Origin of the sequence: Streptomyces albicerus, assembly GCF_008905045.1 — a bacterium.
GTDB lineage: Bacteria > Actinomycetota > Actinomycetes > Streptomycetales > Streptomycetaceae > Streptomyces > Streptomyces albicerus.
Genome location: NZ_VWMY01000023.1, coordinates 41,802 through 65,361 on the forward strand (window position 1 = coordinate 41,802; position 23,560 = coordinate 65,361).

General features: G+C 69.6%; 19 protein-coding genes. 15 read left to right on the top strand and 4 right to left on the bottom strand.

Going from position 1 to position 23,560, the window contains the following annotated elements:
• Positions 1-139 precede the first annotated feature (139 nt).
• The 3 genes from xseA to GAS53_RS21670 all read left to right on the top strand — a co-directional run bounded on the left by xseA (position 140) and on the right by GAS53_RS21670 (position 2,469).
• Positions 140-1,348, top strand: coding sequence for an exodeoxyribonuclease VII large subunit (xseA, locus tag GAS53_RS21660; RefSeq protein WP_151479319.1), 1,209 nt, complete (start codon positions 140-142; stop codon positions 1,346-1,348).
• A 9-nt stretch (positions 1,349-1,357) separates the two neighbouring features.
• Complete coding sequence (locus GAS53_RS21665; RefSeq protein WP_151479320.1) at positions 1,358-1,600, top strand: exodeoxyribonuclease VII small subunit; 243 nt, start codon at positions 1,358-1,360, stop codon at positions 1,598-1,600.
• Positions 1,601-1,878: 278 nt separating this feature from the next.
• The gene (locus GAS53_RS21670) at positions 1,879-2,469 is read left to right on the top strand and encodes a malonic semialdehyde reductase (RefSeq protein ID WP_151479321.1); all 591 of its coding nucleotides are present in this window, start codon (positions 1,879-1,881) and stop codon (positions 2,467-2,469) included.
• 109 nt (positions 2,470-2,578) lie between these two features.
• On the opposite strand, the gene GAS53_RS21675 is transcribed toward GAS53_RS21670, so the two are convergent.
• A complete protein-coding gene (locus GAS53_RS21675; protein ID WP_151479322.1) occupies positions 2,579-3,097 on the bottom strand; it encodes a DUF4245 domain-containing protein in 519 nt (172 codons plus the stop codon).
• A gap of 177 nt (positions 3,098-3,274) precedes the next feature.
• Between GAS53_RS21675 and glpX the strand changes: the two genes are divergently transcribed.
• Positions 3,275-4,306: a class II fructose-bisphosphatase gene (gene glpX / locus GAS53_RS21680; protein ID WP_151479323.1), complete on the top strand. Its 1,032-nt coding sequence runs from the start codon at positions 3,275-3,277 to the stop codon at positions 4,304-4,306.
• 236 nt (positions 4,307-4,542) lie between these two features.
• On the opposite strand, the gene GAS53_RS21690 is transcribed toward glpX, so the two are convergent.
• Positions 4,543-4,920, bottom strand: coding sequence for a WhiB family transcriptional regulator (locus tag GAS53_RS21690; protein ID WP_151479325.1), 378 nt, complete (start codon positions 4,918-4,920; stop codon positions 4,543-4,545).
• Between the two features lie 163 nt (positions 4,921-5,083).
• Complete coding sequence (locus tag GAS53_RS21695) at positions 5,084-5,779, bottom strand: DUF1707 SHOCT-like domain-containing protein (protein WP_151479326.1); 696 nt, start codon at positions 5,777-5,779, stop codon at positions 5,084-5,086.
• A gap of 190 nt (positions 5,780-5,969) precedes the next feature.
• Here GAS53_RS21695 and GAS53_RS21700 point away from each other — a divergent pair, with 190 nt between their 5' ends.
• The 5 genes from GAS53_RS21700 (at position 5,970) to GAS53_RS21725 (ending at position 14,753) form a co-directional block, all read left to right on the top strand.
• On the top strand, positions 5,970-7,661 hold the full coding sequence (locus tag GAS53_RS21700) for a fumarate hydratase (RefSeq protein ID WP_192583218.1): 1,692 nt from the start codon (positions 5,970-5,972) through the stop codon (positions 7,659-7,661).
• 565 nt (positions 7,662-8,226) lie between these two features.
• On the top strand, positions 8,227-9,612 hold the full coding sequence (locus GAS53_RS21705; protein ID WP_151479328.1) for a class II fumarate hydratase: 1,386 nt from the start codon (positions 8,227-8,229) through the stop codon (positions 9,610-9,612).
• Positions 9,613-9,684: 72 nt separating this feature from the next.
• A complete protein-coding gene (gene fomD / locus GAS53_RS21710; RefSeq protein ID WP_192583219.1) occupies positions 9,685-10,377 on the top strand; it encodes a cytidylyl-2-hydroxypropylphosphonate hydrolase in 693 nt (230 codons plus the stop codon).
• A 546-nt stretch (positions 10,378-10,923) separates the two neighbouring features.
• Positions 10,924-13,137 carry an ATP-binding SpoIIE family protein phosphatase gene (locus GAS53_RS21720; protein ID WP_151479330.1) on the top strand — a complete coding sequence of 738 codons (2,214 nt, stop codon included), beginning with the start codon at positions 10,924-10,926 and terminating at the stop codon, positions 13,135-13,137.
• A gap of 152 nt (positions 13,138-13,289) precedes the next feature.
• Positions 13,290-14,753, top strand: coding sequence for a catalase (locus GAS53_RS21725; RefSeq protein ID WP_151479331.1), 1,464 nt, complete (start codon positions 13,290-13,292; stop codon positions 14,751-14,753).
• 122 nt (positions 14,754-14,875) lie between these two features.
• Here the strand turns inward: GAS53_RS21725 and GAS53_RS21730 are convergent, their stop codons facing one another.
• Positions 14,876-17,185, bottom strand: a complete 2,310-nt coding sequence (locus tag GAS53_RS21730) for a transglycosylase domain-containing protein (RefSeq protein WP_151479332.1) — start codon at positions 17,183-17,185, stop codon at positions 14,876-14,878.
• 260 nt (positions 17,186-17,445) lie between these two features.
• On the opposite strand from GAS53_RS21730, the gene GAS53_RS21735 reads away from it, so the two are divergent.
• The 6 genes from GAS53_RS21735 to GAS53_RS21760 all read left to right on the top strand — a co-directional run bounded on the left by GAS53_RS21735 (position 17,446) and on the right by GAS53_RS21760 (position 23,363).
• Positions 17,446-18,381, top strand: a complete 936-nt coding sequence (locus GAS53_RS21735) for an SPFH domain-containing protein (RefSeq protein WP_151479333.1) — start codon at positions 17,446-17,448, stop codon at positions 18,379-18,381.
• A complete protein-coding gene (locus GAS53_RS21740) occupies positions 18,378-18,629 on the top strand; it encodes a hypothetical protein (RefSeq protein WP_151479334.1) in 252 nt (83 codons plus the stop codon). Before GAS53_RS21735 ends, GAS53_RS21740 begins: the two co-directional genes overlap by 4 nt.
• Positions 18,630-18,930: 301 nt before the next feature.
• Entirely contained in the window at positions 18,931-19,455 is a 525-nt protein-coding gene (locus GAS53_RS21745; RefSeq protein ID WP_151479335.1) for a PadR family transcriptional regulator, read from the top strand.
• Complete coding sequence (locus tag GAS53_RS21750) at positions 19,452-20,138, top strand: ABC transporter ATP-binding protein (RefSeq protein WP_151479336.1); 687 nt, start codon at positions 19,452-19,454, stop codon at positions 20,136-20,138. The genes GAS53_RS21745 and GAS53_RS21750 overlap by 4 nt, the downstream gene beginning before the upstream one ends.
• An 83-nt stretch (positions 20,139-20,221) precedes the next feature.
• On the top strand, positions 20,222-22,522 hold the full coding sequence (locus tag GAS53_RS21755; RefSeq protein ID WP_151479421.1) for an ABC transporter permease: 2,301 nt from the start codon (positions 20,222-20,224) through the stop codon (positions 22,520-22,522).
• A 307-nt stretch (positions 22,523-22,829) separates the two neighbouring features.
• Positions 22,830-23,363: an alkyl hydroperoxide reductase gene (locus GAS53_RS21760; RefSeq protein ID WP_151479337.1), complete on the top strand. Its 534-nt coding sequence runs from the start codon at positions 22,830-22,832 to the stop codon at positions 23,361-23,363.
• Positions 23,364-23,560 lie beyond the last annotated feature (197 nt).

Consider the following 23,560-nt stretch of genomic DNA (forward strand, 5'->3'; position numbering starts at 1 on the left):
TCGTCCTCAAACGCCGGACGGGCTGAAAGCAGGGCGCGGGGAACTGCGCGACCAGCCACCGACCACCCGCAGCCGCCAACTCCCCGAACCCACCACAACCCTCGGCGGCATTGTCCGAGCCGGCGGCTACGCTCGCAGCATGGCTCTCAACACGTCCGCGGACGCCCCGCTGCCCGTCGGTGAGGTGTCGCGGCTCATCGGGGGGTGGATCGACCGGCTCGGCGCGGTGTGGGTCGAGGGGCAGATCACCCAGTTGTCGCGGCGCCCGGGCGCGGGTGTCGTCTTTCTGACGCTGCGCGACCCGTCGTACGACATCTCCGTGAGCGTGACCTGCTACCGGCAGGTGTTCGACGCGGTCGCCGACGTGGTGAGCGAGGGCGCCCGTGTCGTCGTACACGCGAAACCCGAGTGGTACGCGCCGCGCGGGCAGCTGTCGCTCCGGGCCGCCGAGATAAAGCCCGTCGGGGTCGGTGAACTGCTGGCCCGGCTCGAGCAGTTGAAGAAGTCCCTGGCCGCCGAAGGGCTGTTCGCGCCCGAGCGCAAGAAGCCGCTCCCCTTCCTGCCCCAGCTCATCGGGCTCGTCTGCGGCCGCGCCTCCGCCGCCGAGCGGGACGTGCTCGAGAACGCACGCCACCGCTGGCCCGCCGTCCGCTTCGAGGTGCGCAACGTCGCCGTGCAGGGCGTCCACGCGGTCCCCCAGGTCGTCCAGGCCGTGAAGGACCTGGACGCGCTCGACGAGGTCGACGTGATCGTCGTGGCGCGCGGCGGCGGCAGTGTGGAGGACCTGCTCCCGTTCTCGGACGAGCAGCTCGTACGGGCGGTCGCGTCCTGCCGTACGCCCGTCGTGTCGGCCATCGGCCACGAGCCCGACAACCCACTGCTGGACTACGTGGCCGACCTGCGCGCCTCCACCCCCACCGACGCCGCGAAGAAGGTCGTACCGGACGTCGGCGAGGAGTATGAGCGCGTCCAGTTCCTGCGGGACCGCGCCCGCCGCTGCGTCCAGTCCTTCATCGAGAGGGAGGAGCGGGGGCTCGCCCATGCGCTGGCCCGCCCGTCGATAGAGGATCCGCACCGGATGGTCGACGAGCGGGCGGACCATGTCGCAGCGCTCCTCGACCGTGGCCGGCGCACGCTCGGCCACCTCCTCGACCGCGCCGACTCGGAGCTGACGCACACCCACGCGCGCGTGGTGGCCCTCTCCCCCGCCGCGACCCTCAAGCGGGGCTACGCGGTGCTGCAGAAGTCCGACGGCCACGCGGTCCGGAACCCGGACGAGGTGACGGCGGACGAACCCCTGCGGGCGCGGGTCGCCGAGGGTGAGTTCACGGTACGAGTCGATGCTTAGGGTGGGCGCATGACCAGCAAGACGGACGAGGCGCTCGGGTACGAGCAGGCGCGGGACGAGCTCATCGAGGTCGTACGACGCCTGGAGGCGGGCGGTACGACACTCGAGGAGTCGCTCGCCCTGTGGGAGCGGGGCGAGGAGTTGGCGAAGGTGTGCCGGCGCTGGCTGGACGGGGCCCGCGCGCGCCTCGACGCGGCGCTGGCCGAGGAGGCTGCGGAGGGGGCGGCGGCGGAGGACGACGACTCGGAGTAGGACTCCGGCTAGCCCGAGACCTGCTGGTTCGCAGGCGCCCCCCAAAAAAAGCCCGCGATCCCCTTGTTCACAGCCGCCGCGGTCACCGAAGGCCCGCTCCCTGTGCCCACCGCTCACAGCGGCTTCGCCGACCCCCTGACCTGTGAACCGGATCACTCTGCTCCAGTTTTGGTTGAACATTAAACCTCATCGACGTACTGTCGGACATGTCAGCCGGTCCCCCACTGGATCCGACGCACATCTCTGGATCCGACGCACATCTCCGAGAAGGTTCATCCATGTCCCTCGTTCTTGACCCCGCCGCCCAGGACCTGCTCTTCCGCGAGGCCCGCACCGCCAACACGTTCACCGACGAGCCGGTGACCGAGGAGCAGGTGCAGGCGATCTACGACCTGGTCAAGTACGGCCCGACCGCCTTCAACCAGTCCCCGCTCCGCATCACCCTGGTCCGTTCCGGCGAGGCCCGCGAGCGCCTCGTGAAGCACATGGCCGAGGGCAACCAGCCGAAGACGGCCACCGCCCCGCTCGTCGCGATCCTGTCCGCGGACAACGAGTTCCACGAGGAACTTCCGCACCTCTTCCCGCACTTCCCGCAGGCCAAGGACGTCTTCTTCGCCGAGCGTCCGGCCCGTGAGGGTGCCGCCTCCCTCAACGCCGCGCTGCAGGCCGCGTACTTCATCATCGGCATCCGCGCCGCGGGTCTCGCCGCCGGACCGATGACGGGCTTGGACTTCGCCGGCGTCCAGAAGGAGTTCCTGGACGGCGACCACACCCCGCTGATGGTGATCAACATCGGCAGGCCGGCCGAGGACGCCTGGTTCCCGCGCTCCCCGCGCCTGGAGGCCGACCAGGTCATCACGACGGTCTGACCTTCGCGACCCACGGACACGTGTCAATGCCCCCGGCATGCATGCCGGGGGCATTGGTCTGTCCGGGTACGGCAGCGCGGGCGGGCGGCGCCGCCCCCACCGGCCGGCCTCACTCCGTCTTCAGTGCCTCGGCCATCTTCGTCAGCTGCCCGAACGACGCCGTACCGGTCACCACCGTCGTGGAGCCCTTCTCCTGGAGGACGAGAGCGTCGTACTTCGTGCCCTCGTACCGCTTCCAGGTCCGCTCCCCGATGCGCTGCGTGGCGTCCGTCTCCTCGGCGCCCTGGCTGGCGTCCTCGATGAACGTGACGGGCTTCTGAGTGGACTGTTCGATCGCCACGTAGTCACCGTCGGGGTCGTGGAAACCGAGGTGCCACGAATCGAAGTCGTCGCCCTGGAACCGCACCGACGTCGCCTTCCACTCCGCGGGCAGGCCCTCGGGCGCCGCCACCGAATAGGCGGCCGCGCGGCGTGCCGTGAGGAGCTCCACGCGGTAATCGACCCGCTTGAGAGGGGGCTCCGAGTCGTCTTTGGGAATGAAGACGTAGATGAAGCCCGCGACGATGCCGATCAGGCCCAGGGAGAGCACCATGTCCCGGACCGTCTGCTTGCCTTTCATACCTGCCACGTCCCCATCGTCGCAGGTGTACTGGTCTGCTCATCCGTGGGGCCCCCTGCTCATTTTGTCGGACTGAGGATAGAGTCGGCCCGAACCCTCGTCCGGCCGCCCACCCGTCTCCCGCCACCGCCCTCCAGGACGCCCTACGGGCGCAGTTTTTGTCTCGTATCAGAAAGGTGCGCTCCGATGACCGAGCATCACTTGCCGTCCGAACTCGAGGTCCCGTCCGAGGCCCCCGACCGAAACCTCGCCCTGGAGCTCGTCCGGGTCACCGAGGCCGCCGCGATGGCCGCGGGCCGCTGGGTCGGCCGCGGCGACAAGATCGGCGCCGACGGTGCGGCAGTGCGCGCCATGCGGACCCTCGTCTCCACCGTCTCGATGAACGGCGTCGTCGTCATCGGGGAGGGCGAGAAGGACGAGGCCCCGATGCTCTTCAACGGAGAGCGGGTCGGGGACGGTACGGGTCCCGAGTGCGACATCGCCGTCGACCCGATCGACGGGACCACGCTCACCGCCAAGGGCATGACGAACGCGATCGCCGTGCTGGCCGCCGCCGACCGCGGCACCATGTTCGACCCGTCCGCCGTCTTCTACATGGACAAGCTGGTCACCGGCCCCGAGGCCGCCGACTTCGTCGACATCAACGCCCCGGTGTCCGTGAACATCCGCCGGGTCGCCAAGGCCAAGCGGTCCACGCCCGAGGACGTCACCGTCGTCATCCTCGACCGGCCGCGCCACGACGGCATCATCAAGGAGATCCGGGAGACCGGCGCGCGCATCAAGCTGATCTCCGACGGCGATGTCGCAGGCTCGATCCTGGCGCTGCGCGAGGGCACCGGCATCGACCTGCTGCTCGGTATCGGCGGCACGCCCGAGGGCATCATCTCGGCCTGCGCCGTGAAGTGTCTGGGCGGCACCATCCAGGGCAAGTTGTGGCCCAAGGACGACGAGGAGCGGCAGCGTGCCGTGGACGCGGGCCATGACCTGGACCGCGTCCTGTTCACCGACGACCTGGTGTCCGGCGAGAACGTGTTCTTCGTCGCGACCGGGATCACCGACGGTGAGTTGCTGCGGGGGGTTCGCTACCGGGCCGAGACCGCCACGACCGACTCGATCGTGATGCGGTCCAAGTCGGGGACGGTGCGGCAGATCAACTCGGAGCACCGGTTGTCGAAGTTGCGGGCGTACAGCGCGATTGACTTCGACCGCGCGAAGTAGCTCCGCCGGTTGGGCCATTGATGCGGGCCGTGCATTGCTGCGGGTTCGTTGTGGCTGGTCGCTCCCACGCGGCGGAGCCGCAAATGTCACAGCCCCGCGCCCCTTACAGGGCGCCCTGACTGGCGCGGTGCCAGCGACGTCTCTGCGGATTCTCGTACGGAACGGAACAGAACCGCTGCTTCTCGTACGACGATGGGGCGCCCCCTGTGCGGAGGGGCGCCCCATCGTCGTGTCGGTCAGCCGGCTGCGGCTATCGTGCCTGCGGTGCGGGTTGCCTTCTTGAGTTCCAGGTCGCGGCGGCGGCGTCGGGCGAGGACCACGCGGCGCTCGGCGGCGGTGAGGCCGCCCCAGACTCCGTACGGCTCGGGTTGCACCAGCGCGTGTTCGCGGCACTCGACCATCACCGGGCAGCGTGCGCAGACCCGCTTCGCCGCTTCCTCCCGGGACAGCCGGGCCGCGGTGGGTTCTTTCGAGGGCGCGAAGAACAGCCCGGCCTCATCGCGGCGGCACACGGCCTCCGTGTGCCAAGGGGCGTCCTGGTCCCTCTCGCGCACCGGAACCGGCTGGGGCGGAACGGCAGCGACCTGCAGGGACTGATGCGGCGGATGCAGCACGGTCTACTCCTGACGACGGCTTCGCGAGCGAGAGACGATGCAGCAAGGCCTACCCGCTGTGCGCGTGCCTATGCACTGAGTTCCGAAGCGCGGGTGTTCCCGACCGGCACTGAACCGTCACTACTGGACCAATGCCCTCCGCACGCCAGGAAATTCGCGACCGTCAATGCCGGAGGTGTTTGCGCAACGAGGCCTGCACCCGGTCGTTGACCCGGTCGAGGATGTCCTCGACCAGCTTGCCCCGCTTGGGTTTTGCCTCGATGCTGCCCAGGACGGCCAGCCCGTCCACGTACACCACGGGTGCGTCGCGGTCGACCGAATCCAGCGTGTCCACCTCGAAGCTGCCGAGGACTCCGCCGCCGTTGCCGCGCAGCGACACGTTCTCCGGGACGCGGATCTCGACGCTGCCGAAGACGGACATCGCCTTGATCACGACCTGCCGGTGCTCGAAGACCGCCTCGCTGAGGTCTATCTCCACGCTGCCGAAGATCGCGTACGCGTGCGTGCGGCGGCCTACTCGCCAACGGCCCTTGCGTATCGCCGCGCTGAACACCGACACCACGTTCTCGTCGGCGACCGGTGGGACCGTGCCCGGTGTCGGCCGGTTCGGCGCCGGCGCGAATGTGTCCGCCGGGCGCGGCTGGTGGGCGGCCGGCAGGTCCTGTATGAGCGGTTCGAGCTCGCCGACCGTCTTCGCGCGGAAGACCTCCTCGACCCGCTCGGCGTGCTCCTCCGCAGTGAGGCGCCCCTCGGCGAGGGCCTCGCGCAGGATGTCCGCGGTCCGGTCGCGGTCGGCGTCGGAGGCCCGGAGGTCGGTGTGCTTCCGAAGGTCGGGTTCGGTGTGCTTCTGAAGGTCCACGGCAGCAGCGTACCGAAACGCGATAGATCGCGACTACCCCTTCTCGGGGCCTGTGGAAAACCCGCCACGACCCCGTCCGAAAGTCGAACTGAGCCTTACCTCACAAGCTCGCTGTCCGAGCCAGGTTCTACGCTGGTGGGCGCCCGCCAATGGAGGCCGGCCGCTGTCTGTCGAAGAAAGAATGGCTGAGATGCCTGAGTTCGCGTACACCGATCTGCTCCCCCAGGGAGAGGACACCACCCCGTACCGGCTGGTGACCTCCGAGGGTGTCTCCACCTTCGAGGCCGACGGGCGCACGTTCCTCAAGGTGGAGCCGGAGGCGCTGCGGAAGCTCGCCGCGGAGGCGATCCACGACATCCAGCACTATCTGCGGCCCGCGCACCTCGCTCAGCTGCGGCGCATCATCGACGACCCCGAGGCGTCGAACAACGACAAGTTCGTCGCGCTGGACCTCCTGAAGAACGCGAACATCGCGGCCGCGGGCGTCCTCCCCATGTGCCAGGACACCGGCACGGCCATCGTGATGGGCAAGCGCGGACAGAACGTGCTCACGGAGGGCGGCGACGAGGCGGCCCTCTCGCGCGGCATCTACGACGCGTACAAGAACCTGAACCTGCGCTACTCCCAGATGGCCCCGCTGACCATGTGGGAGGAGAAGAACACCGGCTCCAACCTCCCCGCCCAGATCGAGCTGTACGCGACCGACGGCGGCGCCTACAAGTTCCTCTTCATGGCCAAGGGCGGCGGGTCCGCCAACAAGTCGTTCCTGTACCAGGAGACGAAGGCCGTTCTGAACGAGGCCTCCATGATGAAGTTCCTGGAGGAGAAGATCCGTTCGCTCGGCACGGCCGCCTGCCCGCCGTACCACCTGGCGATCGTCGTCGGCGGTACGAGCGCGGAGTACGCCCTGAAGACCGCGAAGTACGCGTCCGCGCACTACCTGGACGAGATTCCGGCCGAGGGGTCCGAGCTCGGGCACGGCTTCCGGGACGAGGACCTGGAGCAGAAGGTCTTCGAGCTGACGCAGCGGATCGGGATCGGTGCGCAGTTCGGCGGCAAGTACTTCTGCCACGACGTGCGGGTGGTGCGGCTTCCGCGGCATGGGGCGTCCTGCCCGGTGGCGATCGCCGTGTCGTGTTCCGCCGACCGGCAGGCCGTCGCGAAGATCACCGCGGAGGGTGTCTTCCTTGAGCAGCTGGAGACGGATCCGGCGCGGTTCCTGCCGGAGACGACGGACGAGCACCTGGAGCAGGACGGGGCCCGCGGCGAAGCCGCTAATGGACACAGTGTCAAGATCGACCTGAACCAGCCGATGGACGACATCCTCGCCGAGCTGACGAAGTACCCGGTCAAGACCCGGCTGTCCCTGTCCGGCCCGCTGGTCGTGGCGCGTGACATCGCGCACGCCAAGATCAAGGAGCGGTTGGATGCGGGTGAGGAGATGCCGCAGTATCTGAAGGATCACCCCGTGTACTACGCGGGTCCTGCCAAGACTCCCGAGGGTTACGCGTCCGGGTCCTTCGGGCCGACCACGGCCGGGCGTATGGACTCGTACGTGGAGCAGTTCCAGGCGGCGGGTGGGTCCAAGGTGATGCTGGCCAAGGGCAACCGGTCGCAGCAGGTCACCGACGCGTGTGGCGCCCACGGCGGGTTCTACCTCGGTTCCATCGGCGGGCCTGCCGCCCGGCTCGCCCAGGACTGCATCAAGAAGGTCGAGGTCGTCGAGTACGAGGAGCTCGGCATGGAGGCCGTCTGGAAGATCGAGGTAGAGGACTTCCCGGCGTTCGTCGTGGTCGACGACAAGGGCAACGACTTCTTCAAGGATCCCGCGCCGGCTCCTACGTTCACGTCGATCCCGGTGCGGGGGCCTGGGCTGGGCTAGGCGTTTTGCGCCCCCGCCGCCCCTACCCGTCCCATCCCTGGGGGCTGCCGCCCCCAGCCCCCCGCTTTATCGGCCTGAACGGCCTCGCCCTCACACGCCGGACGGGCTGGGTGGACGGGGGCTGACGTGGGTGGGTGGGTAAACCGGGGTGGGTGGGAAGACGGCCTGGATGGCCTTGTCCTCAAGCGCTCGACGGGCTGGGTGGGCCTGGGCTGGCGTAGGTGGGTGGGATGACCGGGGTGGGTGGGGATACAGCCTGAACGGCCTCGTCCTCACACGCCGGACGGGCTGAGAGGTGCGGGCTCGGTCTTGAAGGTGCCGGGACGGGACAGGCGGGCGCGCCCCGTCAGGGGCGCGGGGAACTGCGCGACCAGCCACACCCGACCCGCACCCGACCCCGACCCGCACCCGCACCCGCACCCGCACCCGACAACAGCCAAGCAGCCCCCGCTCACACGATTCAGCTCCGGCCGCCCGCAATTCAGGTCGGCCCCCGAGAACGGGGTCTGGGGCGGAGCCCCAGGGGACGGGAATGGGTAGGGGCGGCGGGGGCGCTGTACCTCTCATGACCGACTACCGCATCGAGCACGACTCCATGGGCGAAGTCCGCGTCCCGGCGGACGCCAAGTGGCGGGCCCAGACGCAGCGTGCCGTGGAGAACTTTCCCATCTCCGGGCAGCACATCGAGCGTGCGCACATCGAAGCCCTCGCCCGGATCAAGGCCGGCGCCGCCAAGGTGAACGCCCGGCTGGGCGTGCTCGACAAGGACATCGCGGAGGCCGTCCAGGAGGCGGCCGGCGAGGTCGCGGACGGGAAGTGGGACGAGCACTTCCCGGTGGACGTTTTCCAGACAGGCTCAGGGACCTCGTCCAACATGAACACGAACGAGGTCATCGCCACGCTGGCGACGGAACGGCTCGGCAGGGACGTACATCCGAACGACCATGTGAACGCGTCCCAGTCCAGCAACGACGTCTTCCCCTCGTCCATCCACATCGCCGCCACCGCCGCCGTCACTCGCGACCTCATTCCCGCTCTGGAACACCTCGCCGGCTCGCTCACCCGCAAGTCCGAGGAGTTCGCCGACGTCGTGAAGTCGGGGCGGACTCATCTCATGGACGCCACCCCCGTGACACTCGGGCAGGAGTTCGGCGGATACGCGGCCCAGGTGCGGTACGGGATCGAGCGGCTCCAGGCCTCCCTCCCCCGGCTCGCCGAGCTGCCCCTCGGGGGCACGGCGGTCGGGACCGGGATCAATACCCCGCCCGGGTTCTCCGCCGCCGTGATCGCCGAGGTCGCGCGGAGCACCGGGCTGCCGCTCACCGAGGCACGCGACCACTTCGAGGCGCAGGGTGCGCGGGACGGGATCGTCGAGACCAGCGGGCAGTTGCGGACCATCGCCGTCGGGCTGACCAAGATCGCCAATGATCTGCGGTGGATGGCCTCCGGGCCGCGTACCGGACTGGCCGAGATCAGTCTCCCCGACCTCCAGCCGGGCTCGTCGATCATGCCCGGCAAGGTGAATCCGGTCATTCCCGAGGCCGTCCTGATGGTGGCCGCGCAGGTGACCGGGAACGACGCCACGATCGCCACCGCCGGAGCCTCCGGCAACTTCGAGCTCAACGTGATGCTTCCGGTCATCGCGAAGAACGTCCTGGAGTCGATCCGGCTCCTCGCGAACGTCTCACGGCTGCTCGCCGACCGGACCGTCGACGGGATCACCGCGAACCGCGAACGGGCCCGGGAGTACGCCGAGTCGTCGCCCTCCGTCGTGACACCGCTGAACAAGTACATCGGCTACGAGGAGGCCGCGAAGGTCGCCAAGAAGGCCCTCGCCGAGCGGAAGACCATCCGCCAGGTCGTCCTGGAGTCCGGTTACGTCGACCGCGGCGACCTCACTCAGGAGCAGCTGGACGAGGCCTTGGATGTCCTGCGGATGACGCGGCCGTAACGACATCCGGCCAGCGCGCGAACCGTGACGCGCGCCGCAGCGTCGTATGCCATGGGCACCTAATATCTGTTCATGGCAGAGGGCGGAGCGGTGACACACGTGGAAGCGGGCGGGTCGGCGGCGTACTGGAACCCGGGGAGTCAGATCCTGTGGCGGTACCGGGAGAACGCCGGCGAGCGCTTCCACATCGTGCGTCCCGTGACCGTCGTACGGGACGACGACGAGCTGCTCGCCGTGTGGATGGCCCCCGGGACGGAGTGCGTCAAGCCCGTTCTCGTCGACGGCACGCCCGTCCACGTGGAGCCGCTGGAGTCCCGCTACACCAAGCCGCGGACCGTGCAGCGCGACCGCTGGTTCGGCACGGGCGTGCTGAAGCTGGCGCGGCCCGGCGAGCCGTGGTCGGTGTGGCTGTTCTGGGAGCCCGGCTGGCAGTTCAAGAACTGGTACGTCAACTTGGAGGAACCGCTGGCCAGATGGCCTGGCGGAGTGGACTCCGAGGACCACTTCCTCGACATCTCGGTCTACCCCGACCGGACTTGGGGCTGGCGCGACGAGGACGAGTTCGCGCAGGCCCAGCGGGACGGCCTGGTGGACGGCCAACTGGCCGCGCGGGTAAGGGAGGCGGGGCGGGCCGCGGTGGAGGTGATCCGCGCCTGGGGCCCGCCGTTCTCGGACGGCTGGCAGCACTGGCGCCCCGACCCGTCCTGGTCCGTCCCTTCACTGCCCGACGACTGGGATCGTACGCCCGCGCACGTGTCCACATGAGACCCTTGATGCGCCCCCGTGGTAGAACCGTAGGATCGTCCTCCGCAACGAACAGTCAGGGTCGGTGCGCGGCACCGTCGTTGAGGAGTGGTGGTCTGGTGGCGGGCGGGCGCGGAGCGGCAACTCCCGGAACATGCGCTGGGCTTGACCGAACGTCACCGAGGGGCGGCAGGACGTGAGCGAGCGGTACGAGGGCCACAGCGGTAACGACCTGGGGGGAAATGGAGCGCGGATCAGCTCGCGGCGTCTGGTGCGTGCGATCGCAAGGCGGCGGAGCATCCTCATAGCGGAGCTATTAGGGCGTTTCGCCAACGCGGCGAGCGTGCGTGCCGGACGCCGCGAGCCCGCGGGCCATTTCCCCCCAGGTCGTAAGGCCCGGCGGCGGACGGACGGGCTGTTCCCGCCGGTGTCCGACGGGTTCTCTTCTGAGAGGCTGGCTGACCACGCGGGGATTCCGTTCCTGGGGCACGCATTCCGGGTATCGGGTTTTCTGCGGGACGAACTGCACGCACGGCGCGCAGCACCGGACGGATGGATTCGACACGCGTGACGGAGCACCCCACCTCCCACGAGCGCCGCCAGCCAAGCGCTGCCCGGCCCACCGCCCCCGCGGACCCCCGCGGGGCGCTCCTGCGTACCCCGGAGCCGCCGGCGCAGAGCGCCACCGGCTTACCCGCGCAGGGACGACCGGCCGAGGACCCCGCCTCTCCCGGGATCATCGGCATGCCCGCTCCCGACGACCAGGTTCCGACGGGCACGCAGGTTCCGACAGGCTCGCCCGCGCCCACCGGCATCCGCGCCGCCGCCACCGGTACGCCCGCCGCGTCCGGGACCCCGGCCGGCAGCCAGGGCCCGCCCGCGCCCTCCGGCGGTCACGGCCCGACCGGCGCCCCCGCGGGCTCGGGCTCCGAGCACTCCCAGCCGTCGGCCGCGGAGCCCGATCCGCACCGCCCGCGGCCCGCGCCGGAGACCATCCCGGCCCAGTCGGGTGCCGAGGCGCCCGCCGTCCAGGGCGGCAAGGAGCGGCGTACGGGACAGGGGCTCGCGCCCGGCGCTCCCATGCCGATGCGCCGGGACGGCGACCGGCTGCGCTTCGTGGGGGCCGCCACCCGGCGGATCGCCCGCGGCATCGACCTCGACGAGATCGTGATGGGCCTGTGCCGGGCCACCGTGCCGACCTTCTCGGACGCGATCCTCGTCTATCTGCGCGACCCGCTGCCGGTCGGCGACGAGCGGCCCACCGGGCCCGTCGTGCTGCGGCTGCGGCGGACGGACCGGATCCCGGAGGACCGGGACACCGAGGGCTTCCTGCTGCCCGCGCTCCAGCCCGAGCCCGACGTCGGGATCACCGCCGAGCTGTGCACCGTACGGCCCGGCGGCGCGCTGAACGAAGTACTGCGCGGCGTACGGCCCGTCTTCGCGGACGCGCCCGCCGCGCGTGCCGCGCTGCCCGAGCTGATCGGCGACGACCTGACCGTGCCGGGCGGGCAGCGCGCGATCCTCGCCCCGCTGCGCGGCCGCCGCCGCGTGATCGGCGCCGCGCTCTTCCTGCGCCGCCCGGACCGGCCGGCCTTCGAGGCGGACGATCTGCTGGTCGCGGCCCAGCTCGCCACGCACAGCGCGCTCGGCATCGACAAGGCGGTGTTGTACGGGCGCGAGGCGTACATCGCCGACGAACTGCAGCGCACGATGCTGCCCGAGACGCTGCCGCGTCCCACGGGCGTGCGGCTGGCGTCCCGCTACCTTCCGGCGGCCGAGACCGCGCGGGTCGGCGGCGACTGGTACGACGCGATTCCGCTGCCGGGCAGCCGGGTCGCACTCGTCGTCGGTGACGTCATGGGCCACTCCATGACGTCGGCCGCGATCATGGGCCAGCTGCGCACCACCGCGCAGACCCTCGCCGGGCTCGACCTGCCGCCGCAGGAGGTGCTGCACCACCTCGACGAGCAGGCCCAGCGCCTGGGCACCGACCGCATGGCGACCTGCCTGTACGCCGTCTACGACCCGGTCGCGCACCGCATCACCATCGCCAACGCGGGCCATCCTCCGCCCGTCCTGCTCCACCTGGGCGGCCGCGCCGAGGTACTCCGCGTACCGCCGGGCGCCCCCATCGGTGTGGGCGGGGTGGACTTCGAGGCGGTCGAGCTGGACGCCCCCGCCGGGGCCACGCTGCTGCTCTACACCGACGGTCTTGTCGAGTCGCGGCTGCGTGACGTGTGGACCGGGATAGAGCAACTGCGCGAGAAGCTCGCCGCCACCGCGCAGCTGACCGGCGCGGACCATCCGCCGCCGCTCGAAGCGCTCTGCGACGAGGTGCTCGACATGCTCGGCCCGGGCGACCGGGACGACGACATCGCGCTGCTCGCCGCCCGCTTCGACGGAATCGCGCCGAGCGATGTCGCCCTGTGGCATCTGGAGCCCGAGGACGCGGCGCCGGGCCGGGCCCGCCGGCTGGCCCGCAAGGCGCTCTCCCGCTGGGATCTGGAGGAGCTCACGGACTCCGTGGAGCTGCTCGTCAGCGAGGTCGTGACGAACGCCGTGCGCTATGCGACGAAGCCCGTCTCGCTGCGCCTGCTGCGCACCGACGTGCTGCGCTGCGAGGTCGGCGACGACGTGCCGCAGCTGCCGCGGCTGCGGCAGGCACGCGCCACGGACGAGGGCGGCCGAGGGCTCTACCTGGTGAACAAACTGGCCAGGCGGTGGGGCGCGACCCGGCTCAGTACGGGAAAGGTGGTCTGGTTCGAGTTGAACCACGGCTGACGGGGTACCCAGGCGGGACGCCCCGGCAGCCACTCGGAATCGAACCGGATTTGGACTCCGTCCAAATGTTGCCGACATCCCGTCGGCGGAGTTGACTGCTGGAGTGAGCGAAGCGACCTGAACCAACCCTTCGTCATGACGGGAGGACGCTCGTGACGCAGGCACCCCAGAAGGCTCCGTACACCACGAACAACGTCGGCGTTCCGGTGGAGAGCGACGAGCACTCGCTGACCGTCGGCCCCGACGGCCCGATCCTGCTCCAGGACCACTACCTCATCGAGAAGATGGCCCAGTTCAACCGGGAGCGGGTCCCCGAGCGGGTGGTGCACGCCAAGGGCTCGGGCGCGTACGGATTCTTCGAAGTCACCAACGACGTCAGCCAGTTCACCAAGGCCGACCTGTTCCAGCCGGGCAAGCGCACCGAGATGCTGGCGCGGTTCTCCACCGTCGCCGGCGAGCAGGGCTCGCCCGACACCTGGCGCGACCCGCGCGGTTTCGCGCTCAAGTTCTACACCGAGCAGGGCAATTTCGATCTGGTGTGCAACAACACCCCGATCTTCTTCGTCCGCGACACGATCAAGTTCCAGGACTTCATCCGCTCGCAGAAGCGGCACCCGGTGACCGGGCTGCGCAGCAACGACATGCAGTGGGACTTCTGGACCCTCTCGCCCGAGTCCGCGCACATGGTGACGTGGCTGATGGGCGACCGCGGCATCCCGAAGACGTACCGCCACATGAACGGCTACAGCTCCCACACCTATATGTGGATCAACGGCGCCGGTGAGCGGTTCTGGGTGAAGTACCACTTCAAGACCGACCAGGGCATCGACTTCCTCACCCAGGCCGAGGCCGATGAGCTGGCCGGCAAGGACGCGGACGTCCACCGCCGCGATCTCTACGAGTCGATCGAGTCCGGGAACGCGCCGAGCTGGACGCTCAAGGTCCAGATCATGCCGTTCGAGGACGCGGCGGACTACCGCTTCAACCCGTTCGACCTGACCAAGGTCTGGCCGCACGGCGACTACCCGCTGATCGACGTCGGCCGGATGACCCTCGACAAGAACCCCGAGGACTATTTCATCCACATCGAGCAGGCTGCCTTCGAACCGTCCAACATGGTGCCGGGCACCGGCCCCTCGCCGGACAAGATGCTGCTCGGCCGGCTGTTCTCGTACCCCGACACCCACCGGTACCGGATCGGCCCGAACTACGCGCAGCTGCCGCCCAACCGGCCGCACGCCGCGGTGAACTCGTACGCCAAGGACGGCCCGATGCGGTATGTGCCGTCGAACGCGGCGATGCCGTACGCGCCCAACTCGTACGGTGGGCCTGCGGCGGACTTCGGGCGCTTCGGTGAACCGGCGGGCTGGCAGACCGCCGGGGAGATGGTGCGCGAGGCGTACAAGCTGCATCGCGAGGACGACGACTGGGGGCAGCCGGGCACGATGGTCCGGCAGGTCCTCGACGACGCGGCCCGGGACCGGCTCGTGTCGAACGTCAGCGGGCATCTGAAGGCCGATGTGTCGCGGCCGGTGCTGGACCGTGCGTTCCAGTACTGGCGCAACATCGACAAGGCCATCGGTGACCGGATCGCCCATGACGTGAACGGAAGTTGATCGCTCGGCCGTGAGCGCCGCTGGGGAACTGCCGGCCGTAGGCTGCGGGCCGACCGTGGCTGGTCGCGCCCACGCGGCGGAACCGCAAATGTCACAGCCCCGCGCCCCTTACGGGGCGCGGTTCACTGTGCCTGTGGATCGTCCGGGTCCGACGGTAGTTCGATGCCGTCCGGTGGCGGTGACGGAGAGTTCGTCGGTTCCGTCGGCTCGTCGTCCTCCGGCGGGGTCTCCTCGGGCGGGGTCTCCGCCGGAGGCGTGGTCGACGGCGGCTGCGTCGTCGGTTCCTCGCTGGTCGGCTCGTCCGAGGGCTCCTCGGGGGGCGGCTGCGTCTCGGTCTGCGTCGGCTGGATCGTCGGCTCGACTCCCGCGCCCTGGTCGGTGTCCAGGTCGAACTCGGCGACCTCGCCCATCGCGTCGAAGGTGTACGCCGCCCATATCTGGGCGGGGTAGCCACCGCCGTTGATGCGGCCCTTGCCCGGGATGAGGCCCGTGGCGCCCGTCAGGGGGACCTGCTTGTGCGGGGGCTTGTCGTCCTCGCCGAACAGGCCGACCGAGGTGACCAGATCGGGCGTGTAGCCGGTGAACCAGGCCGACCTGTTGAAGTCGGACGTACCCGTCTTGCCCGCGACCTGCTGCCCGTCGCGCGCCGGGTTGTCCCGTACGGACGTCTTGGCCGTACCGTCGTCGACCACGCCGGTCAGCACCGAGGTGACCGTGTCGGCGGCCTCGCGGCTGATGACCTGTTCGCCGATCGGGTCCGGCATGTCGACCGCGCGGTCCTTGTGCTCGACCGACTTCACCAGGGCCGGGGTGACCTTCTTGCCGTGGTTGTCGAGGGTCGCGTAGGCGCCGGCCATCTCCAGCGGGCTCGCGCCCATGGTGCCGAGGGTCTGGGCGGGCACCGCCTTGTCCCCCTCGACGTCCATGCCGAGCTCGCCCGCGGTCTTCATGACCTGGTCCATGCCGACGTCGACGCCCATCTGCGCGAAGACGGAGTTGATGGACTTGTTCATCGCGGTCTGGACGGTGACGTCGCCGTAGTCGACCTTGTCCTCGTTCGGCGGTGAGAAGCCGACCTTCTTCCCGTCGTCGACGACGGGACGCTTGCTGGTGCCGTCGTAGATGGTGTCCGCGGTGATCGGTGTGCCGTCCTGCGTCTCGGCCTTCTGGTCGATGGCCGCGGCGAGGATCAGTGGCTTGAAGGTGGAGGCGGGCTGGTAGTCGGTGCGCGTCGCGTTGTTCGTGTAGTGCTTCACGTAGTCCACGCCGCCGTACATCGCGAGGACCTTGCCGGTCTTCGGATCGACGGACACGGCACCGGCCTGTACGTCGGCGTCGACGTCCCGCTTCTTGCCGTCGAGCTTGCTGGTGAGCTTGGCCTTGACGGCCTTCTCCAGCTGGGTCTGCTTCTTCTTGTCGATGTTCAGCGTGATGGTCCAGCCGCCGGCCGTGACCATCGTCTCGGCCTCGTCCATGTCGGCGGCCGTGCCCTGGGCGACGAGCTGCTTCTTCAGCGCGGTGTTGGCGGCCTCCACCAGGTAACCGGCCTGACCCGCCGTACCGGGCGCGCCCTTGGGGTCCTCCGGCACGGGGAACTTCATGGCGTCGCGTTTGGCGGCGGTCAGCCAGCCTTCGTCGACCATGTTGTCCAGGACGTAGTTCCAGCGGTTCGTGACCAACTGCTTGCTGGTGTCGCTCGCGACCGCCCAGTCGTACTGGCTCGGCGCCTGCAGCAGCGCGGCGAGATACGCGCCCTGCGCGACCGAGAGCTTGTCCGCGTCGACGCGGTAGTACGCCTGCGCGGCGGCCTGGATGCCCCACGCGTTACGGCCGTAGTAGCTGGTGTTGATGTAGCCCGCGAGGATCTCGTCCTTGGACTTCTGGCGGTCCACCTTCAGCGAGATGACCAGTTCCTTCAGCTTGCGCGTGACGGTCTGGTCCTGGGTGAGGTAGTAGTTCTTGACGTACTGCTGGGTGATCGTCGAGCCGCCCTGCTTGCCCTTGCCCGAGACTGTGTTGAGCAGACCGCGGGCAGTGCCCCTGAGGTCGACGCCGGCGTCCTTGTAGAAGGACTTGTTCTCGGCGGCGACGAAGGTCCACCGGACGCCCTTGGGTATCTGGGCCAGGTCGACGAGCTCACGGTTGACGTCGCCGGTGCGGGCGAGTGTCTTGCCGTCGCTGTACTTGTAGATGTTGCTCTGCTTCTCCGCGGCCGCGTTGCCCTTGGGAACGTCGATCACCAGGTACAGCGCGACGAAGGCGGCCATCCCGAGCAGACAGAGGCCGAAGAACGTACCGAGGATCTTCTTCCAGGTGAAGAAGCGGCGTATGCCGCTCTTGGCACCACCCTTGGCGCCGGCTCTGGACGAGGGCTTCGGCGCGGCGCGGTGGCCGCCGCGCTGCCGCGCTCGTCTCTCTTCCGCTCGTCCCATGGGTCCGATCCGCTCCGCTTCCGTCTCTCGTGTCTCACAGGTTCGTCGCTCAGGTCAGCTCAGCAAACTAACACCGCGCCTGGGGACAAAGGTTGGTCGATCCCGTCTTTTGCGGACGTGACAATCAGCACCTGTCCCGATGAAACCGACGATCCGGAGGAGTGGAAGGTTGCTGTGCAGGGTAAAGTGATAGCACTTAGATAGATCGAAGCTATGCGGCCCGGAGCCGCGCAGTGAAGCCACGAAACGGGGGATCACCCATGTCCACGCACGACTCTCCACACACCGCCGACGTACCCGAGATGCCCGCCCCGCGCGTACGGGAGTACACCGCCCACAGCATCGGCGGCGGGCTCGCGCTGCTGCTCGGACTGGTCGGACTGCTGCTGGGCGCCGGAATGATCGTCAGCGCCACGGCGGTGGATGCCACCGGCGGCAAGGCCGCGCTCATCGTGCTCGGCATCCTGATCGCCCTCGCGGCCTTCATCGCCATGTGCGGCCTGAACATGGTGGCGCCCGGCGAGGCCCGCGTCGTCCAGCTCTTCGGCCGCTACCGGGGGACGATCCGCGAGGACGGGCTGCGCTGGGTGAACCCGCTCACGTCCCGTACGAAGATCTCCACGCGGGTACGCAACCACGAGACGGCCGTCCTCAAGGTCAACGACGCCTACGGCAACCCGATCGAGCTCGCCGCGGTCGTGGTGTGGCGGGTGGAGGACACCGCGCAGGCGACCTTCGAGGTGGACGACTTCCTGGAGTTCGTCGCCACGCAGACCGAGGCGGCCGTGCGGCACATCGCGATCGAGTACCCGTACGACGCCCATGACGAGGAGGGCCTGTCACTGCGGGGCAACGCGGAGGAGATCACCGAGAAGCTCGCCGTCGAACTGCACGCGCGCGTGGAGGCCGCGGGCGTCCAGATCATCGAGTCCCGCTTCACGCATCTCGCGTACGCTCCCGAGATCGCCTCGGCGATGCTCCAGCGGCAGCAGGCCGGTGCGGTCGTCGCCGCGCGGCGGCAGATCGTGGACGGTGCGGTCGGCATGGTCGAGGCCGCGCTCGCCCGGATCACCGAGCGGGACATCGTCGAGCTGGACTCCGAGCGGAAGGCTGCGATGGTGTCGAACCTGATGGTGGTCCTGTGCGGCGACCGGGCGCCCCAGCCCGTCCTCAACACGGGTTCCCTCTACCAGTGACCTCGTCTCCAGAGGGGGCTTCCCCCCAGCGGCGGCCGCAGCAGCAGCGCAAGCAGGTGCTGCTGCGGCTGGATCCACTCGTGTACGAGGCGCTCGCGCGGTGGGCCGGGGACGAGCTGCGCTCGGCCAACGCGCAGATCGAGTTTCTCCTGCGGCGCGCTCTCGCGGAGGCGGGTCGGCTGCCCGGCGGGGCCGGGCCGATCCCGCGGCGGGGGCGGCCTCCGCTTTCCGGCGAGGCCGAGGAGTAGGCACGGCGCCTCATTCGACTGCGGGTCGTGGGGGCTGGTCGCTCCCCCACTCTCGGCTTCGCTCGAGCGGGGGGACCCCCATCGCGGCGGAGCCGCAAATGTCACAGCCCCGCGCCCCTAACGGGGCACGGCCCCTTTCGGGGGCCGCGCCCCTAACGGGGCACGGCCCCCGAAAGGGCACGCGGCAATCCCAGTAGCAGAACCGTGACAATCGGCCCTGGCCTGCGGACCGGTACTCCCTGAGCCCGGCTATCCACGGTGCGTATACACGCGGTGTATACGCCGTGTGTAGAGTGCCCGCATGTCCATCGGTCACACGCTCCTAGGGCTCCTGGAGTCCGGGCCCCGCCACGGTTACGACCTCAAGCGGGCCTTTGACGAGAAGTTCGGTCACGATCGGCCGCTGCACTACGGCCAGGTCTATTCGACGATGTCCCGGCTGCTGAAGAACGGTCTGGTGGAGGTCGACGGGATAGAGGCGGGCGGCGGCCCCGAGCGGAAGCGGTACGCGATCACCGAGGCGGGCGTCACCGACGTCCAGCGGTGGCTCGCGACACCGGAGAAGCCCGAGCCGTACCTCCAGTCGACCCTGTACACCAAGGTCGTCCTCGCCCTGCTCACCCAGCGCGACGCGGCCGAGATCCTCGACACGCAGCGCTCCGAGCACCTGCGCATGATGCGGATCCTCACCGACCGCAAGCGCAAGGGCGATCTCGCCGACCAACTGATCTGCGACCACGCCCTCTTCCATCTCGAAGCCGACCTGCGCTGGCTGGAACTCACCGCCGCGCGCCTCGGCAAGCTCGCAGAGGCGGTGACCCGATGACCCCCGCAGGCTCCCTGCTCGCGGCCCACGACCTGCGCAAGGCGTACGGCCCCACCAACGCCCTCGACGGCGCCGAGTTCTCCATCCACCCGGGCGAGGTCGTCGCCGTGATGGGCCCCTCGGGCTCCGGCAAGTCGACGCTCCTGCACTGCCTCGCCGGCATCGTGCCGCCCGACTCCGGCTCGATCACGTACAACGGCCAGGAGATGGCGACGATGAACGACTCCCAGCGCAGCGCCCTGCGCCGCTCGGAGTTCGGCTTCGTCTTCCAGTTCGGCCAGCTCGTCCCGGAGCTGAGCTGCGTCGAGAACGTGGCGCTGCCGCTGCGGCTGAACGGCACCTCCCGCAAGGAGGCCGAGCGCACCGCCCTGTCGTGGATGGAGCGGCTCGAGGTCGACGACGTGAAGGCCAAGCGGCCCGGCGAGGTCTCCGGCGGCCAGGGCCAGCGCGTCGCCGTCGCCCGCGCGCTGGTCACCAGCCCGCGTGTGCTCTTCGCCGACGAGCCCACCGGAGCGCTCGACTCGCTCAACGGCGAGCGCGTGATGGAACTGCTCACGGACGCCGCCCGGTCCGCCAACGCCGCGGTCGTCCTCGTCACGCACGAGGCCCGCGTGGCCGCGTACTCGGACCGCGAGATCGTCGTACGGGACGGCAAGTCCCGGGACATGGAGCGCGTCGTATGAGCGCCCGCCCGTCACCCACCACCGCCCTACCCGAGACGCTTCGCGCCGCCCCTAAATTCCGACAGTGGTCGAGAGACCTGGCCATGGGCGCCAAGTTCGCGTTCACCGGCGGCCGTGAGAGCTGGGTGCGCGTCCTCCTCACGGGCGTGGGCGTAGGTCTCGGGGTGGCGCTGCTGCTGCTCACCACCGCGATCCCGAACGCGCTGCAGGCGCGGTCCGACCGCGAGTACGCCCGCATGGACCTCGTGTACAGCTCGGTCGAGACGCCCAAGGCCGACAACACCGTGCTCGTCGCGAACGTCGACACCGAGTTCCGCGGCCTGGACGTCCGCGGCCGTGAGCTGGAGCCCGAGGGCATGCGGGCACCGCTGCCGCCGGGCGTGCAGAAGTTCCCCGCGCCGGGCGAGATGGTCGTGTCCCCCGCGCTCAAGGAACTGCTGGAGTCCAAGGACGCCAAACTGCTGCGCGAGCGGCTGCCGTACCGGATCACCGACACCATCGGTGATCCGGGCCTCAAAGGCCCGGCCGAACTCGCCTTCTACGCGGGCGGCGAGGAGCTGGCCCAGCACATCGACGGCGCCAGTGTCGGACGTATCGACACCTTCCACGCGAAGGAGGCGCCCTCGGAACGGATGGACCCCGTCCTGTTGCTGCTCGTCCTTACGATCTTCGTGGTGCTGCTGATGCCGGTCGGCGTCTTCATCGCCGCGGCCGTACGCTTCGGCGGCGAGCGGCGTGACCGCAGGCTCGCCGCGCTGCGGCTGGTCGGCGCCGACAGCCGGATGACCCGGCGGATCGCCGCGGGCGAGGCGCTCGCCGGGGCGGTGCTCGGGCTCGCATTCGGTACGGTCTTCTTCCTGATCGGCCGTCAGGTCGCGGGCACCGCCGAGCTGTTCGACGTCAGCGTCTTCCCGGGCGACCTCAATCCGACGCCCGTACTCGCCGTCCTGATCGCCGTCGCGGTCCCGGCGGCCGCGGTCGCGGTGACGCTGCTCGCCCTGCGCGGTGTGGTCATCGAGCCGCTCGGCGTGGTGCGCACGGCCAGGCCCCCGCGGCGTCGGCTGTGGTGGCGGCTGCTGCTGCCCCTGGGCGGTCTCGCGCTGCTCGCCCCGATGATCGGCAAGGGCCGCGGTAACGGCGAATTCAACGAGTACATGGTGACCGGTGGCGTCATCCTGCTCCTCGTCGGCATCACCGCGCTGCTCCCGTGGATCGTGGAGGCCGTCGTGGCCCGGCTGAACTCGGGCTCGGTCTCCTGGCAACTGGCCGTCCGCAGGCTTCAGTTGAGCAGCGGCACCGCCGCCCGCATGGTCAACGGCATCGCGGTGGCGGTGGCCGGCGCGATCGCCCTGCAGATGCTGTTCTCCGGTATCCAGAGCGACTACACGAAGTCCACCGGCAAGGACCTCTCGCGCGCTCAGATGCAGCTGTCCGTGCCGAAGACCGTCTCCCTCGCCGACGCCCGTCAGGAGCTCGCGGGGACCCGCGGTGTGCGCGGCGCCATCGCGCTGTCCGACTCTTCGCTGAGCGAGCGCAGCAAGGACCCCGACACGTCGATAGGGCTGACCGTCGGCGACTGCGCCTCCCTGCGCGAAGTGGCCAGGCTGCCCTCGTGCCGCGAGGGGGACGTGTTCGTCGTACACGGCGCCGAGTACGACGCGGACACCCCGAGGCTCGCCGCGCCCGGCCGGAAGCTCTACATCGACCCCTCCTACACCGACTCCACCCCGGGCAAGGAGGTCGCCTGGACCGTGCCGCGGGGCACCAAGAAGGCCGGCTCGCGCAAGGACCCGACGGGTTGGGAGCGGGGCGGTGTCCTGTTCACCCCGAGCGCGCTGCCCGCCGCGGCGGCCCCGGCCGTCAGCGGGCAGATCTACCTCAGGCTCGACATGTCGGTCCCGGACGTACACGAGCTCGTACGCAACGCCGCGGCGAGGATCGATCCGCTCACGAACCCCATGACGTACACGGCGAGTGAGCGGTCCCAGCGCTTCGACTCCATCCGCACCGGTCTGTTCGTCGGCGCGGCCTGTGTCCTCGCGCTGATCGGGGTGAGCCTGCTGGTCTCGCAGCTGGAGCAGCTGCGCGAACGCAAGAAGCTCCTGTCGGTCCTGGTCGCCTTCGGCACCCGGCGCCGCACGCTGAGCCTGTCGGTGCTGTGGCAGACCGCGATCCCGGTCGCCCTCGGCCTGGCGCTCGCCTCGGCGGTGGGCCTCACCCTGGGAGCGGTCCTGCTGAAGATGACGGACACCGCGGTGACCGTGGACTGGCCGAGCGTACTGGCGATGACAGGCATCGGCACGGCGGTCGTGCTCGCGGTGACGGCACTCAGCGTGCCGCCACTGCTGCGAATGATGCGCCCGGACGGCCTGCGTACGGAGTAGCCCAACGGGCCCGCAGCCTCCCCACAACCCACCCCAGGGAACCACCCCCTTGTCGGTACGGGTCACAACACCCGTACCGGCAACGCCCCCAACGCTGCACACCGAGACCACCACCTACCACTGATAGCTGAATCGAATCGCTGGCCCCGACCTGGTCACTTTCACCGATCAGTTACTCCATGGCACTCTTGGCGACATCCAAGCCGCACGTAAGGCCGCAAAGCGACCTTTTCCGTCGCCCAGGAGGAGCCCCATGCTCACCGCAGGTGACCATCCGCCCGCCTTCGAACTGGCCGGTGAGTGATCCATGTCGCTCGACGCGCTGAAGTCCGCGATTCCGGACTACGCCAAGGACCTTCGGCTGAACCTCGGTTCGGTGATCGGCAACTCCGAGCTTCCGCAGCAGCAGTTGTGGGGCACGGTGCTCGCCTGCGCCATCGCCTCGCGGTCTCCTCGTGTGCTGCGAGAGCTGGAGGAGGAGGCCAACGCCAAGCTCTCTCCCGAGGCGTACACGGCGGCCAAGTCCGCCGCCGCCGTCATGGCGGTGAACAACGTCTTCCACCGCACGCGGCATCTGCTCTCCGACCCGGAGTACGGGAAACTGCGGGCCGGTCTGCGTATGAACGTGATCGGCGATCCGGGTGTGGAGAAGGTCGACTTCGAACTGTGGTCGCTCGCCGTCTCCGCGATCAATGCGTGCGGGCAGTGTCTCGACTCCCACGAGCGGGTGCTCCGCAGGGCGGGCATCGAACGGGAGACGATCCAGGAGGCCTTCAAGATCGCGGCGGTCGTCCAGGCCGTGGGCGTCACCCTGGACTCGGAGGAGGTCCTGGCGGAGTAGCTCCGCCGGCCTTTCGCTCTCGGGCCCCGTCCACCTTGCCGGTGGGCGGGGCTTGGGCGTTTCTCGCCCCCGCCGCCCCCGCTCCTCAAACGCCGGACGGGCTGCTTTTCAGCCCGTCCGGCGTTTGAGGACGAGGCCGCTAGGCCGATAGCGGGGGTCTGGGGGCGCAGCCCCCAGGGATGGGACGGGTAGGGGCG